Here is a 13,163-nt window from a genome sequence, read left to right as displayed (position 1 = left end):
AGCCTAGTGGTCCGGGGGGCGCGCGTGTTCCCCGTGCCCACCGAGTGGATGCCCCGACGGCTGCCCGGAGGGTCCCGCGATCACGCCCTCGCGCACCGCGAGGAAGTGCCCCAGCGGGTCGTCCGACAGCCGGCCCCAGGGGAAGGACGTGGCGTACGGGCCGATCAGGCGCAGCTGGGCGAGGGCGTCGTCGCGTCGGCCGAGGCGGACCAGGACGTACGTCAGGAGGTTGCGGATCTCGGCCGTCCAGGGGTCGGCGGCCGGGAAGCGCGCCGACAGGACGGCGGCCCGGTCGGCGGCGTCGTCGAGCCGGGCGCGCGGCACCTCGGGACCGCAGCCGTCGGTCAGGTAGGCGAAGGCCGCGCGGACCGGCAGCGCCTGGAGAAGCGAGTGCGCCGGGGCGTCCTGCGCGGCCCGGTCGGCGAAGTCGAAGCACTCGCCGTGCGAGCCGTGCCAGGACTCGGCGAGATAGCGCTTGGCGGCCACATGGCAGCCGTAGTGGTGCGGGGCGCGCCGCACGGCGGCCTCCCACAGCTCGCCGAAGTACGTGTGGCCGGCCCGGGTGCCGCGCGCGTGGTCCAGCGCGATCCGCCACGGCACCGGGTCACGGACGTCGCTCTGCGCGGCCGCCGTGATCAGCGGGCTCACCTCGCGCAGCAGCTCGGTGCGGGCCGGGGAGGGCCAGGCGCGGGTCACCGAGAGCTGGGCGGCCACCAGCAGGACGTCGGGGTCGCGCGGAGCGGCGGCACGCCACTCCTCGAACCATTCGGGGCGCGAACACGCGAAGGACGCGAGGCGGGTCGCGTACCGGTCGCGGTACTCCCACTCGGCCCGGTCACGGGTGTCGGCCAGGAGCGCGGCGGCGGCCTCGTACGTGCCGAGCCCGGCCGCGACCAGCGCGGGTCCGAGACGGTCGTCGGGCGCGTCGAGGAGCACCTCGTCGTCGGCGGGGAGCCCTGCGAGGAGGTGGGGGGCGATGGTCCGCGCGCGCCGGGACGCGACCGTCCGCGGGGCACGGATGAAGGGGGGCAGCAGAGCCATGGTTTCGCTATTGAAAAGCCGCGACTCCTGGATGCGCCAGAGGGCGAAGGCATTCTGTGGAAAGTTGTATGACCTCAGGTCAAGGGAAGGTAAAACTGCCGCTGGGGTCAACCGCGCCGGAGCAGCCGTGTCGCGCCCGCCGCCACCGTCGTGGCCAGGATCCAGCCCAGCAGGATCATCGCCGCCTGAAGCCACTGCCAGCCGCCGTTCAGACGCCACTGGCCGGTCTGGCCGAGGTCGATCACGGGCAGCAGCAGATCCAGGGCGAACAGCGCCGGGTTGTACGGCGGGTGCCCCTGAGGGTTCACCGGCGGATGGTCGGCGTGCGCGAACGCGAGCGAACTCGCCGCCCACAGCACCGCCATCCACACCGCGGCCCGGCCCGGCCGGTACCCGTAGGCGACGGCCCAGTCCTGCACGTACCCCCACAGCTTCGCCGCCGGCGGCAGCGTCTCGCGCCGCCGGCGCTGCTTGGCCAGCAGCACCTCGCGCGCGTCCTCGTCCTCGCCGCCTGCCCGCAGCACCGCCGCCAGCCGCTCGTACGGCTCCGGGTTGTACTCGGCGGTCGCCGCCGCGACCCACTCCAGCCGCTCGGCCAGTGGAAACGGACCCTGCGGCACCAGATTCTCGTAAGCGAAGCCGCCCATGTGCAGACGCCCCGGGCCCGGCCAGGCGGCCGCGCGGTCCACCAGGTTGACCACCCGGGCCCCCGACAGCACCACCTTGCCCCGCTGCGGCTTCTCCCCCAGGAAGCGCAGCTCGGGCGTCTGCACCCGGCGCAGCGACAGCTCCTGCTCGTCGGTGAGATCGAAACGGGCCCGCTCCAGGTCGACGGCGTCCCCGAACCGCCCGTCGTCCAGCCGCACCCCGCCCCGGCACTCGAAGCGCTGGACGCGCGTCCCGCGCGCGGGGGTCGTCCCGCTGAGCGCCGTGCCGCCCACGCCTGCCGGGGTCAGATAGACCGAGCGCTCCACCGTCAGCTGCGGCGCGTTCAGCGCGAACCGGGTGTACGGGTTCGCCAGCCGCGCCCCGCGCAGACTCAGCGAGACGCCGATCTTGGCGCTGCGCAGCCGCAGCTCGCCGTGCGACTCCAGCAGCTCGGCCTGGAGGTCCTGGCCGACGGTCAGACCGTCGGCGGCGATCGAGCGCCCGGTGCGGTCGCGGTAGACGATCGCCTGGTTGAGCAGCAGATCGGTGCCGATGTGCGCGTCGGTGAGCCGCACCCCGTTGTGGAAGCGGCAGCGCGGCAGATGCAGATCGCCCTCCGTCTGGAGCCGGGCCGCCTCCAGCCGGGGCACCGAGCAGTCCACCATCCGCAGCGTCGTCACCCGCGCCTCCGGAAGCAGCACGTCCCGTTCGAACCGGCAGCGTTCCAGCTCGACGTACGGCTCCACCGTGCCGCCCGCCAGATCGAGCGTGCCGCTGATCTGCACGCCGGTCAGCTTCAGCGAGGACACCCGGCCCGCGAGCGCGGTCGGCCCCGCCAGCAGCAGCCAGGCCACGATCCGCGCCCGCACCGTGCGCTCCGCGCCCCACGGATGGCCCCCGTGCGGATCGTCGACGACCGCCTCGCCACTGCTCAGGTCGTACACACTGCCGTTGCGGAAGGCCTCCCACATGCCCGCCTCGGCGGCGGTCAGATCCTCCGGCACGTCCTGTCCGGCGTGGATGCCGGCCCCCTCGGTCACGCTGTCGTGTCCCTCCTGCTGCTCACGGCTCACGGTCCCCGCGCAACCGTTGATGCCCGCCCCGCCGACCGCTGACGCTACGGCTGAGGGGGATCTTCCGAATCCGGCCAGGTTCTGTATCAGCCATTGATACGCGCGGACGCCCCCCGATTCCGGTCTGAGAGAATTGACGACGTGATCTCCCGAATCGATCTGCGCGGCGACGCCCTCCCCGAGGGCCCCGCCCTGCGCGACCTGCTGCCCCGAGCCGACTTCGACGTCTCGGCCGCCCTGGAGAAGGTGCGCCCGATCTGCGAGGCCGTGCATCATCGGGGCGACGCGGCGCTGATCGACTTCGCCGAGAAGTTCGACGGGGTCCGCCTCGACCAGGTGCGGGTGCCCGCCGAGGCCCTCACGCGCGCGCTGGAGGAACTCGACCCGGCCGTGCGCGCGGCTCTGGAGGAGTCCATCCGCCGCGCCCGCCTCGTCCACCGCGCCCAGCGCCGCGAGACGCACACCACCCAGGTGGTGCCGGGCGGCACCGTGACCGAGAAGTGGGTGCCCGTGGAGCGCGTCGGGCTGTACGCGCCCGGCGGGCGATCGGTCTACCCGTCCTCCGTCGTGATGAACGTCGTCCCGGCCCAGGAGGCCGGCGTCGGGTCCATCGCGCTCGCCTCGCCGGCGCAGGCCGACTTCGACGGCCTGCCCCACCCGACGATCCTCGCCGCGTGCGCCCTGCTCGGCGTCGACGAGGTGTACGCGGCGGGCGGCGCGACCGCCGTCGCGATGTTCGCGCACGGCACCGAGTCCTGCCCGCCCGCGAACATGGTCACCGGCCCCGGCAACATCTGGGTCGCCGCCGCCAAGCGCTACTTCACCGGCAAGATCGGCATCGACGCCGAGGCCGGCCCGACCGAGATCGCGGTCCTCGCCGACTCCACGGCCGACCCGGTGCACGTCGCCGCCGACCTCATCAGCCAGGCCGAGCACGACCCGCTGGCCGCCGCCGTGCTGGTCACCGACTCCGTCGAGCTGGCGGACGCGGTCGAGAAGGAACTGCAGCCGCAGGTCGCGGCCACCCGGCACATCGACGACCGGATCCTCCCCGCCCTCAAGGGCCGGCAGTCCGCGATCGTCCTCGTCGACGGCATCGAGGAGGGCCTGCGGGTCGTCGACGCCTACGGCGCGGAGCACCTGGAGATCCAGACCGCCGACGCGGCCGCCGTCGCCGCCCGGGTGCGCAACGCCGGCGCGGTCTTCGTCGGCCCCTGGGCCCCGGTCTCCCTCGGCGACTACGCCGCCGGCTCCAACCACGTCCTGCCCACCGGCGGCTGCGCCTGCCACTCCTCCGGCCTGTCCGTGCAGTCCTTCCTGCGCGGCATCCACATCGTCGACTACACGCGCGAGGCGCTGGCCGACGTCGCGCACCACGTGGTCACGCTGGCGGAAGCGGAGGACCTGCCGGCGCACGGCGCGGCCATCAAGGCAAGGTTCGGCTGGAAGGTACCGACGAGCAAGTGAACTTCGGAATCGACGATCTTCCCGTACGGGACGAGCTGCGCGGCAAGTCCCCCTACGGCGCGCCCCAACTGGACGTCCCCGTACGGCTGAACACCAACGAGAACCCCTACCCGCTGCCCGAGCCGCTGGTCGAGCGGATCGCCGAGCGGGTGCGCGAGGCAGCCCGGGACCTCAACCGCTACCCCGACCGCGACGCCGTCGAACTGCGCACCCGGCTCGCCGAGTACCTCACCGACACCACCGGGTACGAGGTCGGCCTCGCCGACGTGTGGGCGGCCAACGGCTCCAACGAGATCATCCAGCAGCTGCTGCAGACCTTCGGCGGGCCCGGCCGCAGCGCGATCGGCTTCGAGCCGTCGTACTCGATGCACGGCCTCATCGCGCGCGGCACCGGCACCGGCTGGATCTCCGGCCCGCGCCACGACGACTTCACCATCGACGTCTCCGCCGCGCGCAAGGCGATCGCGGAGCACCGGCCCGACGTCGTCTTCGTCACCACCCCCAACAACCCCACCGGCACCGCCGTCCCGGCCGAGACCGTCCTCGCGCTGTACGAGGCGGCGCAGGCCGCAAAGCCGTCCATGGTGATCGTGGACGAGGCGTACATCGAGTTCAGCCACGGCGACTCGCTGCTGCCGCTGCTCGAGGACCGGCCGAATCTCGTCGTCTCGCGCACGATGTCCAAGGCCTTCGGCGCGGCCGGACTGCGCCTCGGCTACCTCGCCGCGCACCCGGCCGTCGTGGACGCCGTGCAGCTGGTCCGGCTGCCGTACCACCTGTCGGCCGTCACCCAGGCGACCGCCCTGGCCGCGCTGGAGCACACCGGCACGCTGCTGAAGTACGTCGAGCAGCTGAAGGAGCAGCGGGACCGCCTGGTGAGCGAACTGCTGGGCCTCGGTTACGAGGTGACCGCCTCGGACGCCAACTTCGTGCAGTTCGGCCGGTTCGACGACGCCCACGCCGTCTGGCGGAAGATCCTCGACCGGGGCGTCCTGGTCCGGGACAACGGAGTGCCCGGGTGGCTGCGGGTCACCGCCGGCACGCCCGAAGAGAACGACGCGTTCCTCGACGCGGTCCGGGAGATCAAGAAGGAGCAGGGTTCATGACTCGCGTTGGACGCGTGGAGCGTACGACCAAGGAGACGGCCGTCCTGGTCGAGATCGACCTCGACGGCACCGGGAAGACCGACATCGCCACCGGCGTCGGCTTCTACGACCACATGCTCGACCAGCTCGGCCGGCACGGTCTGTTCGACCTCACCGTCAAGACCGACGGCGACCTGCACATCGACTCCCACCACACCATCGAGGACACCGCGCTCGCGCTCGGCGCCGCCTTCCGGCAGGCCCTCGGCGACAAGGTGGGCATCTACCGCTTCGGCAACTGCACGGTCCCGCTGGACGAATCCCTCGCCCAGGTCACCGTCGACCTCTCCGGCCGCCCCTACCTCGTGCACACCGAGCCGGAGAAGATGGCGCCGATGATCGGCGAGTACGACACCACCATGACCCGGCACATCCTGGAGTCCTTCGTCGCCCAGGCGCAGATCGCGCTGCACGTGCACGTGCCCTACGGGCGCAACGCGCACCACATCGTGGAGTGCCAGTTCAAGGCGCTGGCCCGGGCTCTGCGCTACGCGTCCGAGCGCGACCCGCGCGCGGCCGGCATCCTCCCGTCCACGAAGGGCGCGCTGTAGGCATGACCGGACTGTCCACCCTGCTGATCGTCGTCGGCCTCTTCCTCGCCGGCGGCATCTATTCCTTCGTCAAGCAGCAGATGCCCAAGAGCCTCATCGTGCTGCTCTCCATCGGCGCCACGATGTGTCTCGTCGCCGGCGTCATGCGGCTGGAGGTGTGGAATTGAGCACCGCGAGCAAGAAGGTCGTGGTCTTCGACTACGGCTTCGGCAACGTCCGCTCCGCTGAGCGCGCCCTCGCGCGCACCGGGGCCGACGTCGAGATCACCCGTGACTTCGACACGGCCATGAACGCCGACGGGCTGCTGGTGCCGGGCGTCGGCGCCTTCGCCGCCTGCATGAAGGGCCTGCGCGAAGCGCGCGGCGACTGGATCGTGGACCGCCGGCTGTCCGGCGGGCGCCCGGTGATGGGCATCTGCGTCGGCATGCAGATCCTGTTCGCGCGCGGCATCGAGCACGGCGTGGAGACCGAGGGCCTCGACGAGTGGCCCGGCGCGGTCGAGCCGCTGCAGGCCGAGATCGTCCCGCACATGGGCTGGAACACCGTCGACGCGCCCGCCGGCTCCGAGCTCTTCGCCGGCCTGGACGCCGACGCCCGCTTCTACTTCGTGCACTCCTACGCCGTCCACGACTGGTCGCTCGAGTCGCACAACCCGGCGATCCGGGCCCCCAAGGTGACGTGGTCGACGCACGGCAAGCCGTTCGTGGCCGCGGTGGAGAACGGCGCCCTGTGGGCCACGCAGTTCCACCCCGAGAAGTCCGGCGACGCCGGAGCCCAGCTCCTCACCAACTGGATCGGAACCCTGTGAGCAAGCTCGAACTCCTCCCCGCCGTCGACGTCCGCGACGGCCAGGCGGTCCGCCTGGTCCACGGCGAGTCCGGCACCGAGACCTCCTACGGATCCCCGCTCGACGCCGCCCTCGCATGGCAGCGGTCCGGCGCCGAGTGGCTGCACCTGGTGGACCTGGACGCCGCGTTCGGCACGGGGGACAACCGCGAGCTGATCGCGGAGGTCGCCAAGGCGATGGACATCAAGGTGGAGCTGTCCGGCGGCATCCGCGACGACGACACCCTCGCCGCCGCCCTCGCCACCGGCTGCACCCGGGTCAACCTGGGCACGGCCGCCCTGGAGACCCCCGAGTGGGTCGCCCGGGTCATCGCCGAGCACGGCGACAAGATCGCCGTCGGTCTCGACGTACGCGGCACGACCCTGCGCGGCCGCGGCTGGACCCGCGACGGCGGCGACCTCTACGAGACGCTGGAGCGCCTCGACTCGGAGGGCTGCGCGCGGTACGTCGTCACCGACATCGCCAAGGACGGCACCCTCCAGGGGCCGAACCTGGAACTGCTGAGGAACGTGTGCGCGGCGACGGACCGCCCCGTCGTGGCCTCCGGCGGCGTGTCCTCCCTCGACGACCTGCGCGCCATCGCCGAACTCGTGCCGCTCGGTGTCGAGGGCTCGATCGTCGGGAAGGCGCTCTACGCCAAGGCGTTCACCCTGGAAGAGGCTCTGGAGGCGGTAGCCCGGTGAGCGATCTGCGACGCGTTGTGACCGGCGTGCCCTGGGAGGAGACCTTCGGGTACTCCCGGGCGGTGGAACTGCCGAACGGCCTGGTGCTCGTCGCCGGCTGCACCTCGACCGTGGACGGCCAGATCACCGGGGGCGGTCCGTACGAGCAGACGGTCAACGCCTTCAACGTCGCGCTCTCGGCCCTGGCGGAGCTGGGCCTTGGCCGCGACGACGTGGTGCGCACGCGCATGTACCTCACTCACGCGCGGGACGTGGAGGAGGTCGGACGTGCGCACAAGGAGCTGTTCGACACCGTCCGGCCCGCAGCATCCATGATCATCGTCTCCGGCTTCGTGGACCCGAGCCTGGTCGTCGAGGTCGAGGTGGAGGCATTCCGAGGAGCCCCCGCATGACCCTGGCCGTACGAGTCATCCCCTGCCTGGACGTCGACGACGGCCGGGTCGTCAAGGGCGTCAACTTCCAGAACCTGCGCGACGCGGGCGACCCCGTCGAGATGGCCAAGGTGTACGACGCCGAGGGCGCCGACGAGCTGACGTTCCTGGACATCACCGCCTCGTCGGGCAACCGCGAGACCACCTACGACGTGGTGCGCCGCACCGCGGAGCAGGTGTTCATCCCGCTCACCGTCGGCGGCGGGGTGCGCACCCCGGAGGACGTCGACAAGCTGCTGCGGGCAGGCGCGGACAAGGTGGGCGTCAACACCGCGGCGATCGCCCGCCCGGAGCTGATCCGCGAGATCGCCGAGCGCTTCGGCAGCCAGGTGCTGGTCCTCTCGGTCGACGCCCGCCGCACCGCCTCCGGTTCCTTCGAGGTCACCACCCACGGCGGCCGCAAGGGCACCGGCATCGACGCCGTCGAGTGGGCGCACCGGGCGGCCGAACTGGGCGCGGGCGAGATCCTGCTGAACTCGATGGACGCCGACGGCACGAAGGACGGCTACGACCTGGAGATGATCGCCGCCGTCCGCAAGCACGTCACCCTCCCGGTGATCGCCTCCGGCGGCGCCGGCCGCCTCACCGACTTCCCCCCGGCCGTGGAAGCGGGCGCGGACGCGGTCCTGGCGGCCTCGGTCTTCCACTTCGGAGACCTCCGCATCAACGAGGTGAAACAGTCCCTCCGCGAAGCGGGCCACCCGGTCCGCTGACACCCCCGTGAGTAAGCCCCGGTCACCAGGTGGCCGGGGCTTACTCACGGACTGTCACGAGAAGAACATCCACTGCGGATCCAGCTGTACCGCGGACTGATCGAGGAGGCCGAGACGGCCCTGAGGCCGACCGCCGCCCGTGTCTGAGGAGAGAGGTCCCACAGTGACGTCACCGGTCACCGCTCCGGCCGAGCCGGTCGTCGAACGGCCCGCTCATCGGGACGGGAACGTGCTGCGCTGGGTCGGGGCCTACACGGCCTCCATGGTCGGGGACGGGGTGTACTACCTCGCTCTCTCCTGGGCGGCGGTGCAGGAGGGGACGCCTGCCGAGGCCGGGCTGGTGATGACGGTCAGCGCCCTTCCCCGGGCGCTGCTCATGCTGGGCGGGGGAGTGATCGTCGACCGGCTGGGGCCGCGTCGGGTCGTCATCGGCAGCGACGCCCTGCGGTGCGCCGCCGTGCTCGCCGTCGCCGCCCTGCTGTTCCTCGCCCACCCCGGCCTGTGGCTCCTCGCGCTGCTCGCCCTGGTGTTCGGGGCCGTCGACGCCGTGTTCCTGCCCGCCGTGGGCGCGCTGCCGGCGCGGCTCACCGGCAAGGGACAGCTCGCCCGGGTGCAAGGCATGCGCGGGCTCGCGGTCCGCGCCGCCAACGTCGTCGGCGCCCCGCTCGGCGGCCTGGCCGTCGCGACGGGCGGGGCGGCGGCCGCCTTCGCCGTCGCGGGACTGCTGATCGCCGTGTCCCTGCCACTGCTGGTGACCCTGCGGGTCGCGACGCCGCCCCTGGACGAGGCGGCCGACACCGCAGAACGGCGCCCCACCCCCTGGCGCGACCTCGCGGACGGTCTCGGGTACGTCCGCCGGCACCCCGTACTCGCGCCCCTGATGCTGGCCATCGCCCTCGGCGACCTGGGCTTCGTCGGCCCCCTCAACGTGGGCCTCACCCTGCTCGCCGACGAACGCGGCTGGGGCGCCGCCGGCATGGGCTGGATCCTCGCCGCCTTCGGCGTCGGTGCGGGCGCGGTCTCCCTGCTGCTCGCCGTACGCGGACGCGTGCCGCACGCCGGGCTGGTCGCCGGCGCCGCCGTCATCGCCGGCTCGGCCGCCATCGGCGCCCTCGCCCAGGTGCCCACCGTCGCCGGGGCCGCCGGCGCCGCACTGGCGGTCGGACTGCTGGCAGGTCTCAGCGGCGCCCTGTGCGGGGCCCTCCTGCAGACCCAGTCCGACCCCGCCTTCCTGGGCCGTGTCAGCGCCGTCTCCGGCCTGGTCAGCCTGGGTCTCGCCCCGCTGAGCATGCCGGTGTCCGCCGCCGCGGTCCAGGTCTGGGGCACGGGCCCGATGTTCGCCGTCAGCGCGGCCGTCTGCGCGCTCGGCGGGGCCGTCGCCCTCGCCGTCCCGGCGCTGCGCCGCGCCGAACTCCCCGGCTGACCGGAGCGCTCACTCCTTCGGCTGGGCCAGCTGCACGAAGTTGCCGACCGTGTCGTCCAGGACGGCCGAGATCACCGGCCCCTGCTCCCGCGGCGTCTGCGCGAACCGGACGCCGAGGCCGCGCAGCCGCTCGTACTCCGCGTGGATGTCGTCCACGGAGAAGACGATGCACGGCAGCTCCGCCTCCCGCAGCGCCGCACGGTACGGCTCCGCGATGGGCCCCTGACCGGGCTCCAGCAGCAGCTGGAGATCCGGCTGGGCCCCCTCGGGCGCGCCCACGGTGACGAACAGGGCGCCGCCGCCGAGATCCATGTGGATACGGGTCTCGAACCCCAGCACGCGCGTGTAGAACGCGTGGGCCTCGGCGACGTCGTCGACGTACACGCTCGTCATGGCGACCTTGATCACGGCTCGTCCTCTCAGATCCCGAGCTGCTTGCCGCCCCGCAGCCTGGTGATCGCCTCGTGGTCGCCGGCCAGGTCCACCTGGGCGGCGCTCTGCCGGCCGTACAGGAACAGCAGCAGCTCCGACGGCTCGCCGGTCGCCGTCACCACCGGCGTGCCGCGATTGGCGACCGCCGTACGACCGTCCGGGCGGCGCAGCACCAGCCCCGTGGGGGCCGAGCGGCCCGTCAGCCGGGCCGTGCGCTCCAGCCGCGACCACAGCGCGTCCTGGAACACCGGGTCGAGCGCGCGCGCCGACCATTCGGGCTGCGCACGACGCACGTCCTCGGCGTGGACGTAGAACTCGACCGTGTTGGCCGCCTCGTCGACCGGCTTCAGCTGAAAGGGCGAGAACCGCGGCGGCCCGGTACGGATCAACTGGATGAGCTCCGCGTACGGCTTGGCGGCGAACTCCTCCATCGTCCGCTCCAGCCGGGACGCCAGCTGCTTGATGAGCAGACCCCCGGCGGCGTCCGGCCGCCGCTCGCGCACCACCACGTGCGCGGCCAGGTCACGGGTCTGCCAGCCCTCGCACAGGGTCGGCGCGGTCGGACCCGCGGTTTCCAAGAGGTCGGCGAGGAGGAGCCGTTCACGCTTGGCGAAAGTCGACATGCCGTCAGCCTACGACCGCGCGGCGGGTCCGCCCACCCGTCACCCCGGCCGAGGGCCGGCCCCGGCCCCGCCGTGCCCATCCAGTGGACGCCGGCCGGGGACCGTCACTCCCGCGCGGCACAATGGCCCCATGACCAGCACGCCCTCCCGCAGCAGCCTCGCCCCCGAGATCGCCGCGCGCCTCAGGCGCAGCCCCGACGGGCTCGTCCCCGCGATCGCCCAGCAGTACGACACCGGTGAGGTGCTCATGCTCGGCTGGATGGACGACGAGGCGCTGCACCGCACCCTCACCACCGGCCGCTGCACCTACTGGTCCCGCAGCCGACAGGAGTACTGGGTCAAGGGCGACACCTCCGGCCACTTCCAGTGGGTGAAGTCCGTCGCCCTCGACTGCGACGCCGACACCGTGCTGGTCCGGGTCGACCAGGTCGGCGCCGCCTGCCACACCGGCGACCGCACCTGCTTCGACGCCGACGTGCTCCTCGAGACCGCCGATTCCGGCGTCACCGCCCCGGATCAGTAAGGTCAGCCGCCATGGACCTCGAGACGTTCCGCAAGCTGGCCACCGACCGGCGGGTCATCCCGGTCACCCGCAAGCTCCTCGCCGACGGCGACACCCCCGTCGCCCTCTACCGCAAGCTCGCCGCCGAGCGCCCCGGCACCTTCCTGCTGGAGTCCGCGGAGAACGGCCGCACGGCGTTTCAGTGGTCTCGGTACTCCTTCGTCGGCGTGCGGTCCGCGGCGACTCTCACCGCCCGCGACGGCCAAGCGCACTGGCTCGGCGTGCCGCCCGTCGGCGTCCCCGTCGACGGCGACCCCCTCGCCGCCCTGCGCGCCACCATCGAGGCCCTCCACACCCCCCACCAGGAGGGTTTGCCGCCCTTCACCGGCGGCATGGTCGGCTACCTCGGCTACGACATCGTCCGCCGCCTGGAGAAGATCGGCCCCGGCGAACGCGACGACCTGAAGCTGCCCGAGCTGACCATGCTCCTCACCAGCGACCTCGCCGTCATGGACCACTGGGAGGGCTCGGTCCTGCTGATCGCCAACGCGATCAACCACAACGACCTCGACACGGGCGTCGACGAGGCCCACGCGGACGCGGTCGCCCGCCTCGACGCCATGGAGGCCGACCTCTCCCGCCCGGTCGCCCAGCCGCCCGCCGTCCTGCCGCCCTCAGAACTGCCCGAGTACACCGCCCTGTGGGGCGGCCCCGACTTCCGGGCGGCCGTCGAGGACGTCAAGGAGCGCATCCGCGCGGGCGAGGCCTTCCAGGTCGTCCCCTCCCAGCGCTTCGAGACGCCGTGCACGGCCAGCGCCCTGGACGTCTACCGGGTGCTGCGGGCCACCAACCCCTCCCCGTACATGTACCTGATCCGCCTCGACGGCTTCGACGTCGTGGGCTCCAGCCCGGAAGCCCTGGTCAAGGTCGAGGACGGGCGGGCCATGGTCCACCCCATCGCCGGCACCCGGCACCGTGGGGCCACCCCGCAGGAGGACCAGGCCCTCGCCGACGAACTCCTCGCCGACCCCAAGGAGCGCGCCGAGCACCTCATGCTCGTCGACCTCGGCCGCAACGACCTCGGACGGGTCTGCGAACCCGGCTCGGTGGAGGTCGTCGACTTCATGTCGATCGAGCGGTACTCCCACGTCATGCACATCGTCTCGACCGTCACCGGCAAGGTCGCGCCCGGCCGCACCGCCTTCGACGTCCTCACCGCCTGCTTCCCCGCCGGCACCCTCTCCGGTGCCCCCAAGCCCCGCGCCATGCAGATCATCGACGAACTGGAGCCCTCACGCCGCGGCCTGTACGGCGGCTGCGTCGGCTACCTCGACTTCGCCGGCGACTCCGACACCGCCATCGCCATCCGCACCGCCCTGCTGCGCGACGGCACCGCCTACGTCCAGGCCGGCGCCGGGATCGTCGCCGACTCCGACCCGGTCGCCGAGGACCAGGAGTGCCGCAACAAGGCCGCCGCCGTCCTGCGCGCGGTACACACCGCGAACCGGCTGGGGAAGTAGGCGCTTTCCAAGGCGAGTGGGGTACTTCTCACGCAACCCCGGGTGACGGAACGGGCGGGGTTCA

15 protein-coding genes are annotated in these 13,163 nt (G+C 72.7%); 11 read left to right on the top strand and 4 right to left on the bottom strand.

The annotated features are described in order from the left end of the window. Nucleotides 1-3 precede the first annotated feature (3 nt). Nucleotides 4-1,041: a hypothetical protein gene (locus ACIRS4_RS08205; RefSeq protein ID WP_404191738.1), complete on the bottom strand. Its 1,038-nt coding sequence runs from the start codon at nt 1,039-1,041 to the stop codon at nt 4-6. Nucleotides 1,042-1,148: 107 nt separating this feature from the next. Then, on the bottom strand, nt 1,149-2,729 hold the full coding sequence (locus tag ACIRS4_RS08200) for an oxidoreductase (RefSeq protein WP_404192115.1): 1,581 nt from the start codon (nt 2,727-2,729) through the stop codon (nt 1,149-1,151). A gap of 174 nt (nt 2,730-2,903) precedes the next feature. Here ACIRS4_RS08200 and hisD point away from each other — a divergent pair, with 174 nt between their 5' ends. From hisD to ACIRS4_RS08155, 9 genes are all read left to right on the top strand, one after another. After that, complete coding sequence (gene hisD, locus ACIRS4_RS08195) at nt 2,904-4,229, top strand: histidinol dehydrogenase (RefSeq protein ID WP_404191735.1); 1,326 nt, start codon at nt 2,904-2,906, stop codon at nt 4,227-4,229. After that, nucleotides 4,226-5,335: a histidinol-phosphate transaminase gene (locus ACIRS4_RS08190; protein WP_404191732.1), complete on the top strand. Its 1,110-nt coding sequence runs from the start codon at nt 4,226-4,228 to the stop codon at nt 5,333-5,335. Before hisD ends, ACIRS4_RS08190 begins: the two co-directional genes overlap by 4 nt. Further along, entirely contained in the window at nt 5,332-5,925 is a 594-nt protein-coding gene (hisB, locus tag ACIRS4_RS08185; RefSeq protein ID WP_130437248.1) for an imidazoleglycerol-phosphate dehydratase HisB, read from the top strand. The genes ACIRS4_RS08190 and hisB overlap by 4 nt, the downstream gene beginning before the upstream one ends. A gap of 2 nt (nt 5,926-5,927) precedes the next feature. Next, on the top strand, nt 5,928-6,092 hold the full coding sequence (locus ACIRS4_RS08180) for a hypothetical protein (protein WP_177244423.1): 165 nt from the start codon (nt 5,928-5,930) through the stop codon (nt 6,090-6,092). After that, entirely contained in the window at nt 6,083-6,733 is a 651-nt protein-coding gene (gene hisH / locus ACIRS4_RS08175; protein ID WP_404191727.1) for an imidazole glycerol phosphate synthase subunit HisH, read from the top strand. The genes ACIRS4_RS08180 and hisH overlap by 10 nt, the downstream gene beginning before the upstream one ends. After that, a complete protein-coding gene (gene priA, locus ACIRS4_RS08170) occupies nt 6,730-7,455 on the top strand; it encodes a bifunctional 1-(5-phosphoribosyl)-5-((5-phosphoribosylamino)methylideneamino)imidazole-4-carboxamide isomerase/phosphoribosylanthranilate isomerase PriA (RefSeq protein ID WP_404191724.1) in 726 nt (241 codons plus the stop codon). The genes hisH and priA overlap by 4 nt, the downstream gene beginning before the upstream one ends. Continuing rightward, nucleotides 7,452-7,847 carry a RidA family protein gene (locus ACIRS4_RS08165; protein WP_404191721.1) on the top strand — a complete coding sequence of 132 codons (396 nt, stop codon included), beginning with the start codon at nt 7,452-7,454 and terminating at the stop codon, nt 7,845-7,847. The genes priA and ACIRS4_RS08165 overlap by 4 nt, the downstream gene beginning before the upstream one ends. Further along, nucleotides 7,844-8,599 carry an imidazole glycerol phosphate synthase subunit HisF gene (hisF, locus tag ACIRS4_RS08160; protein WP_404191718.1) on the top strand — a complete coding sequence of 252 codons (756 nt, stop codon included), beginning with the start codon at nt 7,844-7,846 and terminating at the stop codon, nt 8,597-8,599. The genes ACIRS4_RS08165 and hisF overlap by 4 nt, the downstream gene beginning before the upstream one ends. A 163-nt stretch (nt 8,600-8,762) precedes the next feature. Continuing rightward, entirely contained in the window at nt 8,763-10,022 is a 1,260-nt protein-coding gene (locus ACIRS4_RS08155) for an MFS transporter (protein WP_404191714.1), read from the top strand. Nucleotides 10,023-10,031: 9 nt separating this feature from the next. Here the strand turns inward: ACIRS4_RS08155 and ACIRS4_RS08150 are convergent, their stop codons facing one another. Further along, nucleotides 10,032-10,430, bottom strand: coding sequence for a VOC family protein (locus ACIRS4_RS08150; RefSeq protein WP_404191711.1), 399 nt, complete (start codon nt 10,428-10,430; stop codon nt 10,032-10,034). A gap of 11 nt (nt 10,431-10,441) precedes the next feature. After that, entirely contained in the window at nt 10,442-11,077 is a 636-nt protein-coding gene (locus ACIRS4_RS08145) for a TIGR03085 family metal-binding protein (protein WP_404191709.1), read from the bottom strand. A 130-nt stretch (nt 11,078-11,207) separates the two neighbouring features. Between ACIRS4_RS08145 and hisI the strand changes: the two genes are divergently transcribed. Next, nucleotides 11,208-11,600: a phosphoribosyl-AMP cyclohydrolase gene (gene hisI, locus ACIRS4_RS08140; protein WP_404191706.1), complete on the top strand. Its 393-nt coding sequence runs from the start codon at nt 11,208-11,210 to the stop codon at nt 11,598-11,600. Between the two features lie 11 nt (nt 11,601-11,611). Further along, nucleotides 11,612-13,099 (top strand): anthranilate synthase component I, encoded by a 1,488-nt coding sequence (locus ACIRS4_RS08135; protein WP_404191703.1) that lies wholly within the window; start codon nt 11,612-11,614, stop codon nt 13,097-13,099. The last annotated feature ends 64 nt before the right edge of the window (nt 13,100-13,163 follow it).

It is taken from the genome of Streptomyces sp. NPDC101166 (assembly GCF_044768125.1).
GTDB lineage: Bacteria > Actinomycetota > Actinomycetes > Streptomycetales > Streptomycetaceae > Streptomyces.
The sequence above is the reverse complement of the archived record's forward strand: the minus strand, read 5'-3'. Positions and strand labels throughout refer to the sequence as shown.